Here is a 21,986-nt window from a genome sequence, read left to right as displayed (position 1 = left end):
CTCCGGGCCGTTCCCGGCGTCGGGATGGCCGACCGCGGGCCACTGCTGGCCGTGGGAACCGAGGGCGGGCGGGGTTAGCTCCGCCCCCACCCGGACGGCGAGGCGCAGCGCGTCGCCGCGCAGCTGCCAGGCAGTGGCCCTCCCGCGGCCGTTCCCAGCGCCGAGACGGCCCACTCCGGGTCACTGCTGACCGCGTACCCGGACGGCGTGCGGAGCGCGCCCCGGCCCGACCCCGGTCGGCGTGTGCGAGCGCGCCGCTCGCGACGCAGCAGTGGCCCTCCGGCGGCCGCTCCCGGCACTCGAACGGCCGAGTCCGGGTCACTGCTCCAGGCGCTCGGACGGCGAGGGCCCGGCCACTGGTGCGTCGCGGGAGGTCAGCTCCCGCCGCGGACGCGGACGGCGTAGGTGAGGGCGTCGACCAGGGCGTGCCAGGAGGCCTCGACGATGTTGTCGTGCACCCCGACGGTGGTCCACTCCCCCGCGCCGTCGGTGGAGTCGACCAGCACCCGGGTGGTGGCGCTGGTGCCGCCCTTCCAGCCCAGGATGCGCACCTTGTAGTCGGCCAGCGACACGTCGGCCAGCTCCGGGTGGCGGCTGACCAGGGCCTGGCGCAGCGCCGAGTCCAGGGCGTTGACCGGGCCGTTGCCCTCGGCGGTGCAGATGACCCGCTCGCTGGTGCCGTCCGGGTTGGGCAGGTGCACCTTGACGGTGGCCTCGCTGACCACGACCCCGTTGCCCCAGTGCTCGACCGACGTCCGCCAGCTCTCCAGCTCGAACAGCGGCGCCGGTGCGTCGGGCAGCTGCCCGCGCAGCAGCAGCTCGAAGGAGGCGTCGGCGGCCTCGAAGGACCACCCGTCGGCCTCCAGCACCTTGACCTGGTCGACGACCCGGCTCACGGCGTCGGACTGCCCGGTCAGGTCGACGCCGAGCTCCCGGCCCTTCAGCTCGACCGACGCCCGGCCGGCCATCTCGGTGACCAGGATGCGCATGTCGTTGCCCACCACCTCCGGCTCCAGGTGGTTGTACAGCGCCGGGGACACCTTGATCGCGCTGGCGTGCAGGCCCGCCTTGTGCGCGAAGGCGGACGCACCGACGTAGGGCTGGTGGTCGTCCGGGGCGATGTTGGCCAGCTCGGCGATGGCGTGGCTGACCCGCTTGAGCTCGGTGAGGCACTCCGCCGGCACCACGGGCAGGCCCATCTTGGTGACCAGGTTGGCGATCACGGCGAACGTGTCGGCATTGCCGGCGCGCTCCCCGTAGCCGTTCGCCGTGCCCTGCACGTGGGTGACGCCGGCCTCGACAGCGGCCAGGGTGTTGGCCACAGCGCAGCCGGTGTCGTCCTGACAGTGGATGCCCAGGCGCCCCTCGACCCGCCCGCGGACCTCCGCGACGACCCGGCCCACCCCCATCGGCAGCATGCCGCCGTTGGTGTCGCACAGGACGCCGACCTCCGCGCCCGCCGCGAACGCCGCCTGCAGCACCGCGATCGGGTGGTCGGCGTCGGCGGCGTACCCGTCGAAGAAGTGCTCGCAGTCGACGAACACCCGGCGGCCCTGGGCGACCAGGTGGGCGACGGTGTCGGTCACCATCGCCAGGTTCTCCTCCGGCGTGGTGCGCAGCGCGTCGCGCACGTGCCGCACGTCGCTCTTGGCGACCAGGCACACCACCGGCGTCCCGGCGTCGAGCAGTGCCTGCACCTGGACGTCGTCCTCGACCCGGACGCCGGCCTTGCGGGTGGCACCGAACGCCACCAGCTGGGCGTGCCGCAGCTGCAGCTCGGTGCGGGCGCGGGCGAAGAACTCGGTGTCCTTGGGCAGCGCGCCGGGCCAGCCGCCCTCGATGAACCCGACCCCGACCTCGTCCAGCAGCCGCGCGACGGCGAGCTTGTCGGCCACGGAGTAGCTCACGCCCTCGCGCTGGGCGCCGTCGCGCAGGGTGGTGTCGAAGACGTGGAACTCAGGACTCACGGAGCACTCCCCCGGGCCTCAGCCGCTGGCCAGGGCGGCGAGCCGGTCGCCGACCTCGGAGGTGCGCATCGGGGCCAGCGGGTCACGGGTCGAGAGGTCGAAGGCGACGGCGGCGTTGACCTTGCGGGCCTGGTCGCCCAGACCCAGGTGCTCCAGCAGCAGCCCGACCGACAGCACGGTCGCGGTGGGGTCGGCCTTGCCCTGCCCGGCGATGTCCGGTGCCGAGCCGTGCACCGGCTCGAACATGCTCGGGTTGGTGCCGGACACGTCCAGGTTGCCGCTGGCGGCCAGGCCGATGCCCCCGGTGACCGCCGCCGCGACGTCGGTGATGATGTCGCCGAAGAGGTTGTCGGTGACGATCACGTCGTAGCGCGACGGGTCGGTGATGAAGAACATCGACGCGGCGTCGACGTGCTGGTAGGCCACGGTCACCTCGGTGAACTCCGCGGCGACCTCCTCCACGGTGCGCGACCACAGCGACCCGGCGTGGGAGAGCACGTTGGTCTTGTGGACCAGCGTCAGGTGCCGGCGGGGCCGGGCCAGCGCCCGCTCGAAGGCGTAGCGCACCACGCGCTCGACGCCGAAGGCGGTGTTGACGCTGACCTCGGTGGCCACCTCGTGCGGGGTGTCCCGGCGCAGCACGCCGCCGTTGCCGGTGTACGGGCCCTCGGTGCCCTCGCGGATGCAGAGCATGTCGATCTCGCCGGGCTCGGCCAGCGGCGACCGGACGCCGTCGTACAGCTTCGCCGGGCGCAGGTTGACGTGGTGGTCGAGCTCGAAGCGCAGCCGCAGCAGCAGGCCGCGCTCGAGGATGCCCGGCGGCACGCTCGGGTCGCCGACGGCGCCGAGCAGGATGGCGTCGTGCTGGCGCAGCTCCTCCAGCACCGAGTCCGGGAGGAGCTCGCCGGTGCGCTGCCAGCGCGCCGCCCCCAGGTCGTACGAGGTCGTCTCCACGTCGTGGGCGACCTCGCCCAGGACCTTGAGGCCCTCGGCCACCACCTCGGTGCCGATGCCGTCTCCGGGGATCACTGCCAGGCGCATGGCTGCAGAGGTTAGTGCCCTGCGTGCGGGCAGCTCCGGCAGCACTCCGCGCGGTGCCGGCACCGGGCACCAGGACGCCCCCCGCACGTGGTGTGCGGGGGGCGTCCGTGGCGCTGCGGGTCGTGCCGGCGGTCAGCCGGTGGGCTCACCCCCGGCCGGGACGACCGGTGCGGTGACGTCCCCGGCCGGCGCCTCGACCACCGGAGCGTCGACCACCGGGGCGTCGGCGGCCGGGGCGTCGGCGACCGGCGCCTCGGTCACCGGCGGTGCGGGCTGGCCCGTCGCCCCGACGATCGGCAGCGACTGCGTCCGGCCGGTGGCGGCGTCGTTGTGCGCCAGCACGACCATCGCCCCCTTGGGCCCGCCCACCGCGACGTCCGCGGCGTAGGCCGCCGCGTCCTGGGTGACCGTCAGCGTGGTGCCGTCGGTCGCCGGGGTGAGCAGTGCCGGGTTGCCGCCCTCGTCGGTGAACGTCAGCCCCGGTGCCAGCGGGTCGAAGCTCATCGGGGTGGTCAGCTCCGGCAGGCCGGTCTCGCCGATCGCCGTCCCGATGTCGTCGATCGTGCCGTAGACCCCGCTGATCGCCTCGACACCGAAGCTGATCCGCCCGGTGACCAGGGGCATCGCCGACAGCGGCACCCCGAGCAGCTGGACGTCGCTGTCGAAGGTGTTGGTGTCCACCTCACCGTCGACCAGGTTCAGCGCACCGGTGTACGGGGCGTCGTTGCTGGGGAGCAGGTTGAGGTCCCGGTCGGTGACGACGACCAGCGGCAGGTCGTAGTCGGCGATCCGAGTGGTGGTCACCTGGTAGTCCCAGACGCCGTCGCCGTCGGCGTCGATGAAGACGCCGTAGTTCACGACCGTCTCCGGGGACGTGGAGATCCCGTGCGAGGAGACCGCGAAGTACAGGCCCGGGTCGTCGCCGTAGGCGGCGACGTCGGACGCGACGCCCACGGTGGCGAGGTCGACCGACCGCTCCAGCTCGGACTTGTAGCAGTCCGTGCGCAGCTCCGTCGTGCACTTCTCCAGCTGCGGGCTGGTGCCCAGCTGCTCGAAGCCGTTGACGAAGGAGGTGTAGGAGGTGGGCTGGTAGGCCTCGCCGTTGGCCACGCCGTCGCCGGTCAGGGTGATGGTGGAGCCGTCCTCGCTCGCCGACGACGTCAGGGTCGAGGCGGGCTTGGCGTTGGCGTGCACCGGCACCCGCAGCTGGCTGCCCTTGCCGTTGACCGGGTCGAGCACGACCCGGCCGCTGGCCTCACCGAGGAACTGGCGGCCGTCGCCGGTGACCAGCGTGGGGTCACCGACCTTGCGCAGCTGGTCCTTGGTGGCGGTCATCGTCACGGTGACCTCGCGGGACTGGCCCGGCGGCACGGTGATGCGCTGGGCGGACAGCGAGTACTGCACGCCCGGCTGCTCGGCGAGCGCCTGGTAGGCGACCCGGTAGACCGCCGCCGAGCTGCCCTTGTTGTCCACGGTGATCGTCTTGACGGCCTGCACCTGCTCCTGGGCCACCTCGACGACGCCGAAGGACGCCGACACGACACCCGACCCGGCCTCGGCGTAGGCGAGGACCTCGTTCTGCAGGGCGTCCACGGCGTCGATGCGACCGGCGCCGACCCGGTTGGGGCCGTACACGTCGCCGCTCTGGCCCTCCTCGGTGTAGACGTCGTGGCCGGCGGTGTTCATCAGGTCGGCCTTGACCTCCTCCACCGTCCAGTCCGGGTGCGCGGCGCGGACCAGCGCGGTGACCCCGGCGGTGGTCGGCGCCGCCATCGAGGTGCCGGACTCGCTGATGCCCGCACTGCCGGAGCCGACCGCGGCCGAGAACAGCGTGACCCCGGGGGCGGCCAGGTCGGGCTTGACGCCGTCCTCCTGGCGGGTGCCGCGGGAGGTGAAGCTGGCGGCGAGGTCGACCTGCTCGGGCGAGACGTCGACCCCGGCGTCCTTCAGGCTGGGCCCGAAGGTGACCGTGACGGTCTGGCCGGCGGTGACGGCGGTGGTCAGCGCGGCGCCGTCGGTGGCCGGGACCAGGATGCCCGGGATGGTGGGCACGCCGGTGATGCCGGTCTCCAGCAGGTCGTCGTCGGCGGCGATGACGAAGCCGATCGCTCCGGCGTCGGTGGCGTTGGTGCCCTTGGCGACCGAGCCGCAGGCGAAGCCGGCGGCCTGGATCAGCAGCACCCGGCCGGTGGCGTACCCGGCGGGCAACGGTGCGCAGGCGTCCTCGTTGCCGGCCGGGGCGGCCAGCAGGTCACCGGTGAGGTCCGGGCGCACGGCGCCGGCCTCGTCGGTGTCCGGGTAGGCGACCGAGCGGAGCCCGGGCCGCACGCCGTCGACCAGGCCGGCGGGCGCGGTGACCTGCCAGCCGTCGAAGACGCCGTAGCCGTCGTTGGTGGCGGCGACGCCGATGCCGCGCGGGGCGTTGCCCGGCGAGCCGCCGATGTCATAGCTGTCCCCGGCGTTGCCGGCGGACATGACCACGAGCATCCCGGCGGCCGAGGCGGCCTCGGCGGCCATGGCGTCGGCGTCGTCGGCGAGGCCGTAGTCCGAGCCGAGGGACAGGTTGACCACGTCGAGGTGGTCGGAGATGTCGCCGTCGCCGTTGGGGTCCAGGGCCCAGTCGATGGCCTGGATCGTGACGTCGGTGGAACCCTCGCAGCCGAAGACCTTGAGCGCGTAGAGGTCGGCGGCCGGCGCCATGCCGGGGCCGATCTTCAGCGCAGCCGGGTCGAACCCGCTGCCGTAGCCCCCGGTGTAGGTGCTGCCGTCGGCGTTGACGCCGAAGCCGGCCGCGGTGCCGGCCACGTGCGTGCCGTGGCCGTTGCAGTCCAGCGGGTTGACGTCGGGCTGCGCGATCGGCTGGTAGGCCGGCGAGGTCGGGTCGGCGTCGTAGCTGTCGCCGACGAAGTCGTACCCGCCGACGACCTTGGCGCTGGGGAACACGCCGGCCGGCGCGGGCTGCGTCTCGGCCGCCTGGATCGCGGCGAACTGCGCGGTGTCGCCGCTGCCGCCGAAGTCGGTGTGCGTGTAGTCGATGCCGGTGTCGATGATCCCGATCGACACGCCCTCGCCGGTGTTGCCGAGGTCCTGCCAGGCCTGCACGGCCTGCACGACGCCGGCGGCGCCGGTGTTGCTCGCCTTCTTCGGGGTGATGGCGTGCACGGCGGTGACGCCGCCCAGGGTGCTGAGCGCCTCGTAGTCGCTGACGTCGGCGGTGACCGCGACGCCGGACATCACCGTGGAGGTCGTGTAGAGCACCGAGGCGTCCGGTGCCGCGGCGGGCAGCTGCGCGACGAGCCGGGCGGCTGCGTCGTCGGCGGCCGCCTGCGCGTCACCGGCCGCGACGGCGGCACCGGCGGTGCCCGACTGGGCGAGCGCGTCGGTGTACACCTGCGCGCTCGCCGGTGCGTCCAGCTGGATGAAGAAGGACGCCGGACCGCTGTCGGGCAGGCCGGCCGGACGCCCCTCGGTGCGGCGGGCGGCGATCTGCTGCTGCACCTGCGCGCGCTGGGCAGCGGTCAGCGTGATGCCGTCCTGCCCGGCCACGCGCTGGGCCACCGAGTCCGGGGAGGCGAGAGCCGTCCCCGTGCCACCGGTGGCCGTCAGGGCCGCGGCGACCGCGACCACCCCCGCCCGGACGACGACGCGTCGGCGTCCCGCCCGGTTCTCACTCGTCGTCCTCGACCGCACGTGCACCCCTGTCAGTGATGAGCCTGGTGATGCCGCCGGCACCGGCTCGGCCGGCGCCGTCCCGGCGACAGAGGTCACCGGGCGCGGCCCCATCACGGTGGTCCTTGCCCCGGCTAACGGCCAATAGGCCATCCGGCCCACGCCGAGCGCCTGACGCTGGGCCGTTCGGCCCTACGGAGGGTCGGGTGGGACCAGAGGTGCGCCCGGGTGCTCACAGGCAGGTGACAGCTGGTCCGAACGGCCTACCCAGGTACGCCGTTCGACACGTTCGCACAGCGCTCAACCAGAGTCCCCGCGTGCCGGGTCAGACGGCGTCGAGGTCCACGGCGCGCGCCTCGCGGGCGCCGATGCCGGCCGCGATCCCGGCCAGCAGGTCGCTTCCGACGGGTGAGTCCACGGTGACCGCCATGAGCGCCTCGCCGCCCCGCGTCGACCGGCTGACCTGCGCGCCGGCGATGTTGACGCCGGCCTCGCCGAGGGCGGCTCCCACGCTGCCCACCACGCCCGGCCGATCGGCGTAGACGAAGAAGAGCAGGTGACCGGAGGCCTCCAGGTCCATCTCGAAGCCGGCCACCTCGGTCAGCCGGGGCACCTGGTTCTTGCCGTAGAGCGTGCCGGACACGGTCACCTCGCCGCCGTCGGCCATCGTGCCGCGCACGGTGATCAGGTTGCGGTAGTGCGGGCTCTCCACGTCCGAGGTCAGCGACACCTCCAGCCCGCGGGAGCCGGCCAGCAGCGGGGCGTTGACGTAGGTGACTGGTTCCTCCACCACGTCGGCGAACACGCCCTTGAGCACGGCCAGCTGCACCACCGAGACGTCGAACTCGGCGAGCTTGCCGAGCACCTCCACCGCCAGCGACTGCGCCAGGCCACCGGCGACGGCGCTGAACACCCGGCCGAGCTTCTCCGCCAGCGGCAGGCCCGGGCGTACCTCCTGCGCCACCACCCCACCGGCCTGCACGTTGACGGCGTCCGGCACGAAGTCGCCCTGCAGCGCCAGGCGCACGCTGCGGGCCACCGCGGTGCCCGCCTTGTCCTGCGCCTCGGACGTCGAGGCGCCCAGGTGCGGGGTGACCACGGTGTTCGGCAGCCCGAACAGCGGGCTGTCGGTGCACGGCTCCGTGGCGTACACGTCGATGCCGGCGGCACCGACCTGACCCGACCGGAGCGCGTCGGCCAGCGCGGCCTCGTCCACCAGGCCGCCGCGGGCGGCGTTGACCAGGATGACCCCGCGCTTGGTGGTGGCCAGCTCGTCGGCCCCGATCAGGCCGAGGGTCTCCGGCGTCTTCGGCAGGTGGACGGTGATGAAGTCCGACTCGCGCAGCAGCTCGTCCAGCCCGACCATCCGCACGCCGAGCTGCTGGGCCCGCCCGGGCTGGATGTAGGGGTCGTAGGCGATCAGCGTGACGCCGAAGGCCGCCAGCCGCTGGGCGACCAGCACGCCGATCCGGCCGAGCCCGACGACGCCGACGGTCTTCTCGGTGACCTCGACGCCGGTGAACTGCGACCGCTTCCAGGTGCCCGCGCGCAGCGAGGCGTCCGCGGCCGGGATGCGGCGGGCCGCGGCGAGCAGCAGCGCCACGGCGTGCTCGGCGGCGCTGACGATGTTGGAGGTCGGCGCGTTGACCACCATGACACCCCGGGCGGTCGCCGCCGCGACGTCCACGTTGTCCAGCCCGATGCCCGCGCGCGCCACCACCTCGAGCAGCGGCGCAGCGGCCAGCGCCTCGGCGTCGATCGTCGTGGCGCTGCGGATCATCACCGCGTGCGCCTCGGCGAGCGCGGGCAGCAGCGCCGAGCGGTCGGCGCCGTCCACGTGGCGGACGTCGAAGCCGTCGCCGAGCACCTCCAGGGCGCTGGGGGCGAGCTCTTCGGCGATCAGGACGACGGGCGCAGGCGAGGTCACGACCGCACAGCCTAGGAGCGCGGGGTCCACCGGTCGGCGGCGGTCCGACACGCCGGGGCACCGCGGAGGACGACGTCCGGCGCGCGGGTCACCCCACCGGATGCCTTGTGCTTGCCGTGGACGGGCTGTGCCGGACATCCTGGCGGCACATGGTCGGCAGTCGCCGACTGCTGCGCGGAGGGGACCATGAGCAACCAGCAGGACGACGACCAGGCCCGCACGGACGGCGGGCGCGACGGGGGCGACCGCAGCTGGACGACCCCCTTCGACACGGGCACCCCGGGTGCGACCGGTGGGCAGGGCTCGGCGCCGTACGGGCAGCAGTACGGGCAGGGCAGCACTGCCTACGGGCAGTCGGGTGGGCAGGAGCCGGCCTACGGGCAGGGGCAGCCCGGCTACGGGACGCAGTACGGGCAGGCGGGCTACGGCCAGGCGCCGTACGAGCAGGGCGACCAGGCCCAGAGCAGCTACGGGCAGAGCAGCTACGGGCAGAGCAGCTACGGGCAGAGCGGCTACGGGCAGAGCGGCTACGGCCAGAACAGCTACGGCCAGTCCGATCACGGCCAGGTCGCCGGCTACGGCCAGGCCGGGTACGGGCGGGCCCCGGCCTACGGACAGGCCGGGTACGGGCAGGCGCCGGCCTACGGGCAGGCCGGCTACGGGCAGGCACCCTACGGCCAGTCCCCCTACGGCCCCCTGCCCGCCAAGCCGGCCGGGGTGGTGACCGCGGCGGTGTTCGGTTTCGTGTTCGGGGCCCTGGGCGTGCTGGTCACCGTCTTCTCGTTCATCGGCGCGGCCTTCATCGGCGGCGCGTCCGGGGAGTTCGACGACATCCCGGGGCTGAACGGCCTCACCGACGGCGTCACCGCCGTGCTGGTGTTGTTCGCCTTCATGGCGCTGGCCTGGACCGTGGTGATGATCTGGGGTTCGGTGCGGGCGCTGAACGGCCGCAGCCGCGTGCTGCTGCTCGTGGGCGGCTCGATCAGCATCGCCGCGACCGGCCTGGGCCTGCTCGGCAGCTTCGACGACCCCACCACCGGTGGCGTGCTGTTCAGCCTGCTCTTCTTCGCGATGGCCGTGGCCATCGTGGTGCTGCTGTGCCTCGGCAGCGCGGCGCGCTTCTACGCCGCCCACCGGGCGCACCGGGGGTCCTGACCGCTCCCCCTCACGCCCCGGGCAGCCGCCCGGGTCGCGCGCAGCGCCGCACCGTGTCACCGTGCACGACCGTCCCCCACCAGGCCCAGGAGGCTCATCTCCCATGTCCACCCCCACGTCCGGCGAGGACCCCTACTCCCAGCAGGGCGGAGGCCAGGGCCCGCAGCCGGGCTACGGGCAGCAGCCGCCCTACGGCCAGCAGCCTCCGGCCTACGGGCAGCAGCCCCCGCCCTACGGCCAGCAGGCCGGCGGGTACGGCCAGCAGCCCCCGCCGTACGGCCAGCAGGCCGGCGGGTACGGCCAGCAGCCGCCGCCCTACGGCCAGGCACCGCAGGGTCCGGGCGGTTACCCGAGCGCCCCGGCCGGCTACGGGGACGCCCCGACCGGCAAGCGGCCGGGTCAGGTGACCGCCGCGGGCGTCATCGGGATCGTGATCGGCACGATCAGCATGCTCAACCTGTTCGCGATCGGCTTCGCCTTCGACCTCAGCCCGCTCTACGGCATCCTGACGCTGCTCGGGCTGGTCGTCGGCGTGGCGATGCTGGTCGGCGGCATCCAGGTGATCCGCGGCCAGGCGCCGCAGCTGCTGCTCAACGCTGCGTACGGCGCGATCGCGGTCAACGTGCTGTCGATCATCGTGGTGCTCGTCGACGGCGGCGGTACCGCGTTCGGCGGGATCCTCGGCTTCGTGCTCCCGATCCTCATCGTGGTGTTCATCCGGCAGAACAGCGCCTGGTTCGCCGGCCGCGGCACCTCCTGACCCGCCCGCTCCGGGCGGCCACCCGGAGCACGACGACAGCAGCCCCACGCACCGTCCGGTGCGTGGGGCTGCTGTCGTCCGCGGGCCCCGTCCCGATCCTCGCTCCGGGCTGCGGGGAGCGAGGAGGACGGGGGTCCCGTCAGCTGCGGGTGGCGGTGCCGGTGTAGTCGTCGGTCGAGGACACCCAGCTCATCAGCCCGCGCAGCTGGCGGCCGGTCTCCTCGATGGGGTGCGCCTCGGCGGCGGCCCGCTTGGCCTTGAAGTCCGGTGCTCCGGCGTCCTGGTCGGCGATGAACCCGGCGGCCCAGGTGCCGTCCTGGATCGCGCCGAGGACCTCCTTCATCGTCTCCTTGACCCGCGCGTCGACGACCTTGGGGCCGGAGGTGTAGTCGCCGTACTCGGCGGTGTCCGACACCGACCAGCGCTGCTTGGCGATGCCGCCCTCGTACATCAGGTCGACGATCAGCTTGAGCTCGTGCAGGCACTCGAAGTAGGCGATCTCGGGCTGGTACCCGGCCTCGGTGAGGGTCTCGAAGCCCGCGGTCACCAGCGCCGACATGCCGCCGCAGAGCACGGCCTGCTCACCGAACAGGTCGGTCTCGGTCTCCTCGGTGAACGTGGTCCTGATGACGCCGGCCCGGGTGCCGCCGATGCCCTTGGCGTAGGAGAGCGCGAGCGCCTGGGCGGCACCGCTGGCGTCCTGCTCGACGGCGATCAGGCACGGCACGCCCTTGCCGTCGCTGAACTCGCGGCGCACGAGGTGGCCGGGGCCCTTGGGGGCGACCATGGCGACGTCGACGCCGGCCGGGGGCTTGATGTAGCCGAAGCGGATGTTGAAGCCGTGGCCGAAGAACAGCGCGTCGCCGTCCTGCAGGTTGGGCTCGACGGACTCGGCGTAGAGCGTGCGCTGCACGTGGTCCGGCGCCAGGATCATGATCAGGTCGGCCTCGGCCGCGGCCTCGCCGGGCGTGAGCACGCGCAGGCCCTCGGCCTCGGCCTTGGGGCGGCTCGTGCTGCCCTCGGGCAGGCCGACACGGACGTCGACCCCCGAGTCGCGCAGCGACAGCGCGTGCGCATGACCCTGGCTGCCGTAGCCCAGGACGGCGACGGTGCGCCCCTGGATGATCGAGAGGTCGGCGTCGTCGTCGTAGAAGATCTCGGCGGCCATGCGGTGGTGGGTCCCTTCGTCTGTGCTTTATCGCGATAAAGCGTGCGGTGAGGTGCTGGGTCGGCCTCGTCGGAGGGTCCCGCGGCGCACGGCGTGCGTCGTGGGGCGACGAGGTCCTTCGTCAGGCGGTGCGGTCGACGGGGCGCAAGGTACCGGCGCCGGACATCGACCGGGGACCCCGGCCCAGCGCGACGGTGCCGGACTGGGCCATCTCCTTGATCCCCAGCGGGGCGAGGACGGCGAGCAGGGCCTGGAGCTTCTCCGGCGTGCCGGTCGCCTCCAGGCTCACCGTGTCGGTGTTGACGTCGATGACGCGGGCGCGGAAGAGCTCGGCGGTCTGCAGCACCTGGGTGCGGTCGGCGAGCGGTGCGCGCACCTTGACCAGCAGCAGTTCGCGCTGGACGGCGGCACCTTCCTCGAGTTCCACGATCTTGATCACCTCGATCAGCTTGTTCAGCTGCTTGGTGATCTGCTCCAGCGGCGCGGACTCCGCGTCGACGACGATCGTCATCCGGGAGAGGTCGGGGTTCTCGGTGGGTCCGACGGCCAGCGACTCGATGTTGAACGCCCGCCGGCTGAACAGCGCCGACACCCGCGCCAACACCCCGGGGTTGTTCTCCACCAGCACGGACAGCGTGTGCCTGGTCATGAAGGGGTACCTCTTCGTCTGGGCGGTTCGGCCCCCTCTCAGGGGCCCGCCGCGTGCGGAGCGCGTGGTGGGGGGAGAGGGGGTCCTTACACCTGGTTCTCCCCGAAGACGGGTCGCACGTCGCGCGCGGCGAGGATGTCGTCGTTGCTGGAGCCGGCGGCCACCATCGGCCACACCTGGGCGTCGGCGCCGACGATGAAGTCGACCACCACCGGGCGGTCGTTGATCGCCATCGCCTTCTCGATCGTGGCGTCGACGTCCTCGCGGGTCTCGCAGCGCAGCCCCACGCAGCCCAGCGCCTCGGCCAGGGCGACGAAGTCCGGGATGCGCACCGAGCGCGGGGTGCCGGCGTCGGCCTTGCTGCCGTGGGTGCTCAGGTGCGTGTTGGAGTACCGGCCCTCGTAGAACAGGGTCTGCCACTGGCGGACCATGCCGAGGTTGCCGTTGTTGATCACGGCGACCTTGATCGGGATGCCCTCGATCGCGCAGGTGGCCAGCTCCTGGTTGGTCATCTGGAAGCAGCCGTCGCCGTCGATCGCCCACACCGTGGTATCGGGCAGGCCGTACTTGGCGCCCATGGCGGCGGGCACGGCGTACCCCATCGTGCCCAGGCCACCGCTGTTCAGCCAGGTGCCGGGCTTCTCATACTGCACGAACTGGGCGGCCCACATCTGGTGCTGGCCGACACCGGAGGCGTAGACGGCGTCCGGGCCGACGATCGCGCTGAGCCGCTCGATCACGTACTGCGGGGCCAGCGAGCCGTCCTCGGGCCAGTCGTAGCCGAGCGGGTAGGTCGCCTGCCAGCGGTGCAGCTGGGCCCACCAGGCGGACAGGTCCGCCACCGGGCCGGTGCCGCGCAGGGCCTGCAGGGCGGCGACCAGCTCGGTGATCGTCTCCTTGGCGTCCCCCACGATCGGGACGTCGGCGACGCGGTTCTTGCCGATCTCGGCCGGGTCGATGTCGGCGTGCACGACCTTGGCGTGCGGGGCGAACGAGTCGAGGTTGCCGGTCACCCGGTCGTCGAAGCGGGTGCCCAGCGCGATGAGCAGGTCGGCCTTCTGCAACGCCGTGACCGCGGTGACGTTGCCGTGCATGCCGGGCATGCCGATGTTCAGCGGGTGGCTGTCCGGGAAGACACCGCGGGCCATCAGCGTGGTCACCACCGGCGCGCCGGTCAGCTCGGCCAGCTCTGCCAGCACCTGGGACGCGCCGGCCTTGAGCACGCCGCCGCCGACGTAGAGCACCGGCTGGCGGGCGGCGGCGATCATCGCCGCGGCCTCGCGCACCTGCTTGCTGTGCGGGCGGGTGGTCGGCTTGTAGCCGGGCAGGTCCAGCCGCGGCGGCCAGGAGAAGTCGGTGGTGGCCTGGAGCACGTCCTTGGGGATGTCCACCAGGACCGGCCCGGGGCGCCCGGTGCTGGCCAGGTGGAAGGCCTCGGCGATCCGCTGCGGGATGTCGTCGGCGCAGGTGACCAGGAAGTTGTGCTTGGTGACCGGCATGGTGATGCCGCGGATGTCCGCCTCCTGGAAGGCGTCGGTGCCGATGGCGCCGCTGGGCACCTGGCCGGTGATGGCGACGATCGGGACGGAGTCCATGTGCGCGTCGGCCAGCGGGGTGACCAGGTTGGTCGCGCCGGGGCCGGAGGTGGCCATGCAGACGCCCACCTTGCCGGTGGCCTGCGCGTACCCGGTGGCCGCGTGGCCGCCGCCCTGCTCATGCCGGACCAGCACGTGCCGCACCGCGGAGTCGAACAGCGGGTCGTAGGCCGGCAGGATCGCCCCGCCGGGGATGCCGAAGACGACCTCGACGCCGACCGCCTCCAGCGAGCGCACCAGGCTCTGCGCGCCGGTGATGCCGGTGACCGGCTCGGCGGCCATCTCGCGGGGCGTGCGGGTGGTCGTCTCCACGCCGAGCGTGGCGACGGCCGCAGCAGCCGACGGCGCCTCGCGGACGTCACCGGCGACCGGGGCGGCGGCCTGGACGGCGGGGGTCGGGGCCGGGGTCACGGGCGTGGTGGTGCTCATCTGGATGAACTCCTGAGGCTGCAGGGCGGGCGTGCGGTGTGCGCCGGGTCTCGTGGCAACAAAAAACCCCTCGTGCCCGGGGCACGGAGGGGTCGGCGCGTCGGTCGTCGGACCGGCGCGCTAGTCGATGACTACGAGGGTGCGGGCGTGGAGCACATGCACACCATGCGCTCCCCCCGGCCCGGCGTCAACCGACTCGTCCCGCAGAGTGGGACGAGTGGTACCCGTACGTGGGACGGTCAGCCCGGTACGGGCAGCGCCCGGGAGGTCGTGACCGCACCGTCGACCGTCCTCACCGGCGCGCCGTCCAGCACCGCCGGGTCGAACCCGTCCAGCATCGCGGGCAGCTCGGCGGCCGGCACCGGGCGCCCGATCAGCCAGCCCTGGACGAACAGGCAGCCGATCGCCCGCAGTGCCGCCAGCTGGTCGGCGGTCTCCACCCCTCCCCCGACGACGTCGATGCCGAGCCGGCGGCCGATGTCCACCACGCCCTGGACGACGACGGCGCGGCGCGGGTCGGTGTCCACCCCGGCGGTGAAGGCGCGGTCCATCTTGATCACGTCCACCGGGGAGCCGGCGAGGTGCCCGAAGGAGGAGGACCCGCGACCGAAGTCGTCCAGCGAGATCACGCAGCCGGTGGCACGCAGCCGGGCCACCTCGGCCCGGGTCCGCTCGTTGTCGTCCAGCAGCATGGACTCGGTCAGCTCGACCATGAGCCGGCGGGCCGGCAGCGACGCGCGCTCCAGCGCGGCCTCCACGTCCTCGACCAGGCAGCCGGCCTGCAGGTGCCGCACGGAGATGTTCACGCCCAGCTGCAGGTCGCGGCCCTCGGCCAGCCACCCGGCCAGGTCCCGGGTCGCCTGCTCCAGCACCCAGCGCTGCAGGGGCACGATCATGCCGTCCTCCTCGGCCAGGCCGACGAACTCGTGCGGCAGCACGGCACCCAGCGTCGGGTGCTCCCAGCGGATCAGCGCCTCCACGCCCAGCACCGCGCGCTGCTCGATCCCGGCGACCGGCTGGTAGGCCAGCTGCAGCTCCCCGTGGGCCAGCGCCTCGGGCAGGTCACGGACCAGCCGGGTGCGCCGGCCGGTGGCGCTGTCCACGGTGTCGGCGTGCACCCGCACGCACGTCTTGCCCGCGGCCTTCGCCGCGCGCAGCGCGGAGTCCGCCTGCCGGACGGCGGTCGCGGCGTCCCGGTCGGCGCCCAGCGCGGCCACCCCACCGCTGCAGGAGACGGCGAACTGCAGCGGCCGGCCGTCGTCATCGGCGCCGTCCAGCCGGTAGCCGCCGTCCAGGGCGGCGACGACCCGCTCGCCGAGCGCGGTCGCCTCTGTGATCCCGGCGTGCACCAGGACGGCGAACTCGTCCCCACCGAGGCGGGCCACCAGGTCGCGGTCCCGCACGACGGCCCGCAGCCGGTCGGCCACCTCGACGAGCAGCCGGTCCCCGGCGTGGTGCCCGGCGACGTCGTTGACGGCCTTGAAGCCGTCCAGGTCCAGCAGCAGCACGCAGCCGGCCGAGCCCTCGGCGAGCCGGGCCCAGGAGGCGGTGAGCGCGGTCTCGAACCGGGGGCGGTTGGCCAGCCCGGTCAGGTGGTCGGTGTAGGCCAGCTGTTCCAGCCGGCGCTGGGTGCTGCGGCGTTCGGTGACGTCCCGCAGGGAGAGCACGGTGTCGCCGGCGTCGCCGTCCGCCGCCCCGCGCGGGCCGTCCGCGGCGGGCCCGGTGGGCCGCCCTGCCCAGGAGCCCTCGAGCTCGCGCCAGGCGCCCTGCCGGGTCCGGACCCGCAGGTGCACCGTGCCCCCCGGTCCGGGCGCGCCGCCGACCACCGGGCGCAGCGCCGGCCGGTCCTCGGCGTGCACGAGGTCGACCAGGGCGCGCCCGCACAGCTCCCGGGCCGACCAGCCGAGCTGCGTCGCGACGGCGCTGGACACCCAGCTCACCCGCCCGGTGGCGTCGAGCACCACGGTCATGTCCGAGGAGTGCTGCACCAGGCTGCGGAAGTGCGCCTCGGTGTGCACCAGCTGCCGGGCCAGGCGGTCGCCGTCGGCCGCCCGGAGCAGGCTGCGGACCAGCGTCACCACCAGCAGCAGCGCCGCGCCCGCGGCCGCAGCGGCGTCCACCGGGTACCCGGCGGCCGGGCCGGCGAGGACCGGGAGCACCAGCACCGCGCACGCGCCGTGGCCGAGCACGATCCCGGACGGCGGCAGCGTGGCCGGAGCCCCGCCGACCGGCCGCGGCGTGCCCTGCCGCGCGGCGCCGGGACGGTGGACGGCGGCGAGCAGCCCCGCGGCCAGCGCCCCCAGCCAGGCGAGCCCGGCCACCAGGTCCAGCCCGCTGTCGACCCCGCCCAGGGCGCCGCTGACGGCGACCACCGTCAGCGCGACGAGTGCGGTGAGCAGCCACCGGGCGCCCGCCCGGCTGCCCCGCGGCGTGGCGGTGAGCACGACCACGACGAGGGCCACCAGCACGGCACCGACCACGGGGTGCCCGATCTCCACCAGCACCCCGGTGGCGGCGCCGGCCGCGGGCACCGCGCCGGAGACCAACAGCTCGACCAGCACGCCGCCGGCCAGGGCGGCCGCCGCGGCGTCGAGCAGCACCCGTGAACCGATCCGTGGGCGCGGGGCGCGGCCCACCAGCCGACCACAGGCGACCAGCGCCAGCAGCAGGGCGAGCACCAGCGGCAGGTCGAGCCAGCCGGTCGACCCGTCGGGGACGCCGGCACCGAGCGCGGCGCTCACGCCCAGCCCGACACCCATCAGGGCGACGGCCAGGGCCGTGCCGGACCGGGCCGGGACGGCCCGCGACGACGGGGCACGCCGGGCGAGGGCCGCGGCCACCGCCCAGCAGGCGACGGCGAGCACGGCGGGGCCGGCGTCGGCCGTCCGCGCGGGTGCCGCGACCTGCAGCACGCACAGCAGGACCGCGGCGACGCCGAGCAGGCCCAGCACGCTGCGGAGCACGGCGGCCCGCTCGGTGGCGGGCCCGGTCACGACCGGCCGACCAGGCCCGGCCACAGCAGCCCGGCACGCTCCTCCACCAGCGCGTGCAGCGCCGACAGCGCCATCGGCCGGGCCAGCAGCCGGCCCTGGGCGGAGCCGCAGCCCAGCTGGCCGAGCACGGCGAGCTCGCTGGGGGACTCCACGCCCACCGCGACGACGTCGAAGCCCAGCGCCTGGGAGACCCGGATCGTCGACTCGCACAGCGCCCGGGTGGTCGCGTCGCGGTCGATGCGGGTGAGGAAGCTGCGGTCGATCTTGAGCAGGTCCAGGGGCAGCCGGGTGAGGTGGGACAGCCCCGAGGTGTGCGCGCCGAAGCCGTCCAGGCCGACCCGCACGCCCATCAGCCGCAGCGCGTCGAACTCGGTGCGCAACCGGTCGCCGTCGGCGGTGACCGCGGCCTCGGACACCTCGACGACGAGCCGCTCGGGCGCCAGCCCGCTGCGGGCCAGGGCGGCGGACACGTGACCGACCAGCATCCCGGTGGCCACGTGGCCGGCCGAGACGTCGACGCCCATCCGCAGCGGCCCGCCGACGTCCGGCAGGGAGGCCGCGGCGGTCGCGGCCTCGGCGAGCACCCAGCGCTCCAGGTCGGCCAGCACACCGGCACGCTCGGCGATCGGCAGGAACTCCTCCGGCGGGATCTCGCCCAGCAGCGGGTGCGTCCAGCGCACCAGCGCCTCGGCGCCGGTGATCCGGTGCTCGGCGACGGACACGATCGGCTGGTAGACCACGCCGAGCTCGCCCCGGGCCCGCGCGCCGACGAGGTCGCGCAGCAGCAGGTCCCGGCGGTCACGGGCAGCAAGCAGCGAGGCCGTGGCCTGCCGGACCACGCCGGGGCCCGCCTCGGCCGCCGCGGCCAGCGCCAGGTCGGCCAGCTGCACCAGCTCCTCGATGCCCTGCCCGGGGCGCAGGGCGGCCAGCCCGACGTCGCCGGCCAGGTCCAGCGGGCCGAGCGGAGTGCTGATCGGCTGGTCGACCACCGACAGGCAGCGGGCGGCCACCCGCTCGCCCTCGGCCGCGGTGCCGTGCGCCAGGACGGCGAACACCTGCTCGGAGAAGCGGGCGACGACGTCGTCGGTGCGCAGGACGCCGCGCAACCGGGCGCCGACCTCGGCGACCGCGACGTCGACGCCGGCGCGCCCCAGTGCGGTGCGGGCCTCGCCCAGCCCGACCAGCTCCAGCAGCAGCAGCGTGGCAGACCCGTCCGCCGCCGGTGGGCCGGACGACGGGTCGGGCTCCTCGTCGTCGTCGGTGTCGTCGGTGGGCGGGTCGACGGCGGCGGCGGTCAGCTCGACCGCCGGCACGGCCTCGAGCGCCGCGGTGAGCGCGACGGCCAGGGCGGCACGGTTGGGCAGCCCGGTGACCGCGTCGGTGTAGGCCAGGGCGGTCAGCTCGGTCTCCCGCTCCACCCGGGCGGTGACGTCCCGGCAGTGCAGCACCACCGCGCGCACGTCGGGGTCGGCGCGCAGGTCGGTCGCGCTGGCCTCCAGGTGCACCTGACCGCCGTCGGCACGCGGCAGCCGGAACGCGTGCAGCCCGGTCGCCTGCCCGGCGCCGGGGTCGGGCGTCGACAGCCAGCCGGACAGCGCGGGGACGTCGTCCGGGTGCACGGCGTCCAGCAGGCGCCGCCCCACGACGGTGGCGGGGTCGGCGCCCGACGGCGCGAGGATGGAGGGGGCGGCCCACAGGACCACCCCGTCGCCGTCCAGGAGCAGGACGCCGTCGGTGTTCGAGCGGACGAGTGACCGGAAGTGCGCCTCGCTGCGGCGCAGCCGGGTGGTCAGGGCGATCTCCTGGCGGGCCGTCGCCCACCGGTGCACCGCGGCGAGCACCACGCAGGCGAGGGCCGCGGCCACGGTGGACGCCGCCGGCGGCCGGCCGAGGGCGGTGGTGGTCACCAGGGCCACGGCCGCGACGACGGTCACCGCGTAGGGCAGCAGCTCACCGACCTGGCCCAGCCGCTGGCTGACCGGGGAGTCCGCGCTGGGGTCCACGGCCGGGTCGGCGGTCGCCGGCTGGCGGAGCACCGCGCGGCAGGCTGCCGCCCGGGCCAGCAGGAGCAGGCCGGTGACGTCCAGGACGCGGCTGAGGGCCGTGAGCGTCGCACCGGCGGGGACGCCCTCGGCGAACACGGTCGCCAGCCCGTCGGCGCCACCGAGCAGGGCGAGGGCGAGCAGGACGACGCCGGCCTGCGCGCGCCGGGCGCCGCGGGTCCGGACGATGAGCGTGAGACCGGCCGACAGCACGGCGGCGCCGGCGAGCACGGTCAGCTGCGCGTACAGCAGCCCGGGGACGCCGAGCTGCCCCCGGCCGGCCGCCGGGGCCACGACGAACAGCTGGGCCAGCACGACGCTGCCGGCGTAGAACAGGCCGATCTCGGCGACGAGCCGGGCGTCGGTGCGCCGGGCACGCACGCGACCGAGCAGGCTCAGCAGCCCGAGGCAGGCGAGCACGGAGCCCGGGACGGGGGCGAGGGCGCGCAGCGGGTCGACGGCCTGGAGCACGTCCGCACCGCGGAGCAGCTGCTCCGCGGTCGAGGTGACGACCCCGGTCAGCACCGCCCCGGAGAGCAGGCGCCAGCCGCGCCGGTGCCCGCCCACGGCTCGCCCGCCGGCGCGCCAGAGCGCCACCGCGGCGCCCAGGGCGACGACGACCACGACCAGTTGACCGGCCAGCGCGGCGCCGGCCGGGGCCAGCACCGCGGGACTGCCGGCCACGACGGCGACCGCCACGCCGAGGCACGCCAGGGTCCCTCTGCTCGGGTGCACACACTGAGTGTCGGCTCGCTGACGCCACGTGAGCAGCTCGGACGGCGGACAGTCACCCGTTCGGGGCGCACGCGCCGGTCGACCCGGTCAGCGGCCTCCGCCCGGTCCGCCGCCCGCTCGCGCAGGAGGGCGCGTCACCCGCAGACGGCACCCTGGGCGGCCGAACCCACCAGCTTGGCGTACTTGGCCAGCACCCCCCGGGTGTAGCGGGGCGCGGGCGGCGCCCAGCCCTCGCGCCGGCGGGCGATCTCGGCCTCGTCCACGCCGAGGTCCAGGGTGCGGGCGGCCATGTCCAGCCGGATCCGGTCGCCGTCGCGCACGAAGGCGATCGGTCCCCCGTCGGTGGCCTCCGGGGCGACGTGGCCGATGCAGAGGCCCGTCGTCCCGCCGGAGAAGCGCCCGTCGGTCAGCAGCAGCACGTCCTTGCCCAGGCCGGCGCCCTTGATCGCACCGGTGACCGCGAGCATCTCGCGCATCCCCGGGCCGCCGCGCGGGCCCTCGTACCGGATGACGACGACGTCGCCGGGCTCGAGGCGGCCCTGCGTGACGGCGTCCATGGCGCCCTGCTCGCCGTCGAAGACGCGGGCGGTGCCCTCGAAGACCTCGGCGTCGAAGCCGGCCGACTTCACGACCGCGCCCTCCGGCGCCAGCGAGCCGCGGAGCACCAGCAGGCCACCGGTCGTGTGGATCGGGTCGTCCATCGCGTGGATGATCGCGCCGTCGGGGTCGGGCGGGGCGATGTCGGCCAGGTTCTCCGCCAGCGTCCTCCCGGTCACGGTCAGGCAGTCCCCGTGCAGCAGGCCAGCGTCCAGCAGTGCCCTCATGACCACCGGGACGCCGCCGATGCGGTCGATGTCGGTCATGACGAACCGGCCGAAGGGCTTCACGTCGGCCAGGTGCGGGGTGCGGTCGCCGATCCGGTTGAAGTCGTCGAGGGTGAGGTCGACGTCGGCCTCGTGCGCGATCGCCAGCAGGTGCAGCACGGCGTTGGTGGAGCCGCCCAGGGCCATGACCACGGTGATCGCGTTCTCGAAGGCCTTCTTGGTCATGATCTGCCGGGCGGTGATCCCCCGGCGCAGCAGGCCGACCACCGCCTCGCCACTGGCCACCGCGTAGCCGTCCCGGCGGCGGTCCGGGGCCGGCGGGGCGGCGCTGCCGGGCAGGCTCATGCCGAGCGCCTCGGCGGCGCTGGCCATGGTGTTGGCGGTGTACATGCCGCCGCAGGCGCCCTCACCGGGGCAGGTGGCCTTCTCGATCTCGGTGAGCTGCTCGCGGGTGATCTTGCCGGCGGCGCACGCGCCGACGCCCTCGAAGACGTCGATGATCGTCAGGTCCCGGTCGCCGAGCTTGCCCGGCAGCGTCGCGCCGGCGTAGAGGAAGACGCTGGCCAGGTCCAGCCGGGCGGCGGCCATGAGCATCCCGGGCAGCGACTTGTCGCAGCCGGCCAGCGTCACCGAGCCGTCCAGCCGCTCGGCGAACATCACCGTCTCGACCGAGTCGGCGATGACCTCGCGGGAGACCAGCGACGCCCGCATGCCCTCGTGGCCCATCGAGATGCCGTCGGACACCGAGATCGTGCCGAACTCCATCGGGAACCCGCCGGCGGCGCGGACGCCCTCCTTGGCCGCCTTGGCCAGCCGGTCCAGCGAGAGGTTGCACGGGGTGATCTCGTTCCACGACGACGCCACGCCGATCTGCGGCTTGGTCATGTCCTCGTCGCCCATGCCGACGGCGCGCAGCATGGCCCGGGCGGGCGCCTTGGCGTCGCCGTCGGTCACTTCGCGGCTGCGCGGCTTCATGTCGTGCTGTGCGGTGTCGGTGGCGGCGTCCTCGACGGTGGTCACGAGGGCAGATGC

General features: G+C 74.6%; 12 protein-coding genes. 2 read left to right on the top strand and 10 right to left on the bottom strand.

What is annotated here, in order from left to right:
* Positions 1-374: 374 nt before the first annotated feature.
* From cimA to serA, 4 genes are all read right to left on the bottom strand, one after another.
* Positions 375-1,967 carry a citramalate synthase gene (gene cimA / locus G1H19_RS17275; RefSeq protein WP_162393501.1) on the bottom strand — a complete coding sequence of 531 codons (1,593 nt, stop codon included), beginning with the start codon at positions 1,965-1,967 and terminating at the stop codon, positions 375-377.
* Between the two features lie 18 nt (positions 1,968-1,985).
* The gene (locus G1H19_RS17270; protein WP_152728244.1) at positions 1,986-3,008 is read right to left on the bottom strand and encodes a 3-isopropylmalate dehydrogenase; all 1,023 of its coding nucleotides are present in this window, start codon (positions 3,006-3,008) and stop codon (positions 1,986-1,988) included.
* A 132-nt stretch (positions 3,009-3,140) separates the two neighbouring features.
* The gene (locus G1H19_RS17265; RefSeq protein ID WP_152728246.1) at positions 3,141-6,635 is read right to left on the bottom strand and encodes a S8 family serine peptidase; all 3,495 of its coding nucleotides are present in this window, start codon (positions 6,633-6,635) and stop codon (positions 3,141-3,143) included.
* A 367-nt stretch (positions 6,636-7,002) separates the two neighbouring features.
* Positions 7,003-8,604, bottom strand: a complete 1,602-nt coding sequence (gene serA, locus G1H19_RS17260; protein WP_235928336.1) for a phosphoglycerate dehydrogenase — start codon at positions 8,602-8,604, stop codon at positions 7,003-7,005.
* A gap of 186 nt (positions 8,605-8,790) precedes the next feature.
* Between serA and G1H19_RS17255 the strand changes: the two genes are divergently transcribed.
* The gene (locus G1H19_RS17255) at positions 8,791-9,759 is read left to right on the top strand and encodes an energy-coupling factor transporter transmembrane component T family protein (protein WP_152728250.1); all 969 of its coding nucleotides are present in this window, start codon (positions 8,791-8,793) and stop codon (positions 9,757-9,759) included.
* Between the two features lie 103 nt (positions 9,760-9,862).
* The gene (locus G1H19_RS22700; protein WP_193616488.1) at positions 9,863-10,519 is read left to right on the top strand and encodes a hypothetical protein; all 657 of its coding nucleotides are present in this window, start codon (positions 9,863-9,865) and stop codon (positions 10,517-10,519) included.
* Positions 10,520-10,658: 139 nt separating this feature from the next.
* Here G1H19_RS22700 and ilvC read toward each other — a convergent pair whose 3' ends face one another.
* The 6 genes from ilvC to ilvD all read right to left on the bottom strand — a co-directional run bounded on the left by ilvC (position 10,659) and on the right by ilvD (position 21,974).
* A complete protein-coding gene (gene ilvC, locus G1H19_RS17245) occupies positions 10,659-11,687 on the bottom strand; it encodes a ketol-acid reductoisomerase (protein WP_152728252.1) in 1,029 nt (342 codons plus the stop codon).
* 121 nt (positions 11,688-11,808) lie between these two features.
* Entirely contained in the window at positions 11,809-12,336 is a 528-nt protein-coding gene (gene ilvN / locus G1H19_RS17240) for an acetolactate synthase small subunit (protein WP_152728254.1), read from the bottom strand.
* 86 nt (positions 12,337-12,422) lie between these two features.
* Positions 12,423-14,360, bottom strand: a complete 1,938-nt coding sequence (locus tag G1H19_RS17235) for an acetolactate synthase large subunit (protein WP_152728256.1) — start codon at positions 14,358-14,360, stop codon at positions 12,423-12,425.
* A gap of 239 nt (positions 14,361-14,599) precedes the next feature.
* The gene (locus G1H19_RS24695) at positions 14,600-17,353 is read right to left on the bottom strand and encodes a putative bifunctional diguanylate cyclase/phosphodiesterase (RefSeq protein WP_152728258.1); all 2,754 of its coding nucleotides are present in this window, start codon (positions 17,351-17,353) and stop codon (positions 14,600-14,602) included.
* The gene (locus G1H19_RS24690) at positions 17,350-20,130 is read right to left on the bottom strand and encodes a GGDEF domain-containing phosphodiesterase (RefSeq protein ID WP_162393500.1); all 2,781 of its coding nucleotides are present in this window, start codon (positions 20,128-20,130) and stop codon (positions 17,350-17,352) included. Before G1H19_RS24690 ends, G1H19_RS24695 begins: the two co-directional genes overlap by 4 nt.
* A gap of 134 nt (positions 20,131-20,264) precedes the next feature.
* Entirely contained in the window at positions 20,265-21,974 is a 1,710-nt protein-coding gene (gene ilvD / locus G1H19_RS17220; protein WP_235928333.1) for a dihydroxy-acid dehydratase, read from the bottom strand.
* Positions 21,975-21,986 lie beyond the last annotated feature (12 nt).

The organism is Goekera deserti (genome assembly GCF_010685995.1).
Lineage (GTDB): Bacteria > Actinomycetota > Actinomycetes > Mycobacteriales > Geodermatophilaceae > Goekera > Goekera deserti.
Note: the sequence above shows the minus strand (reverse complement) of the source record. Positions and strands in the feature narration are given on the sequence as shown.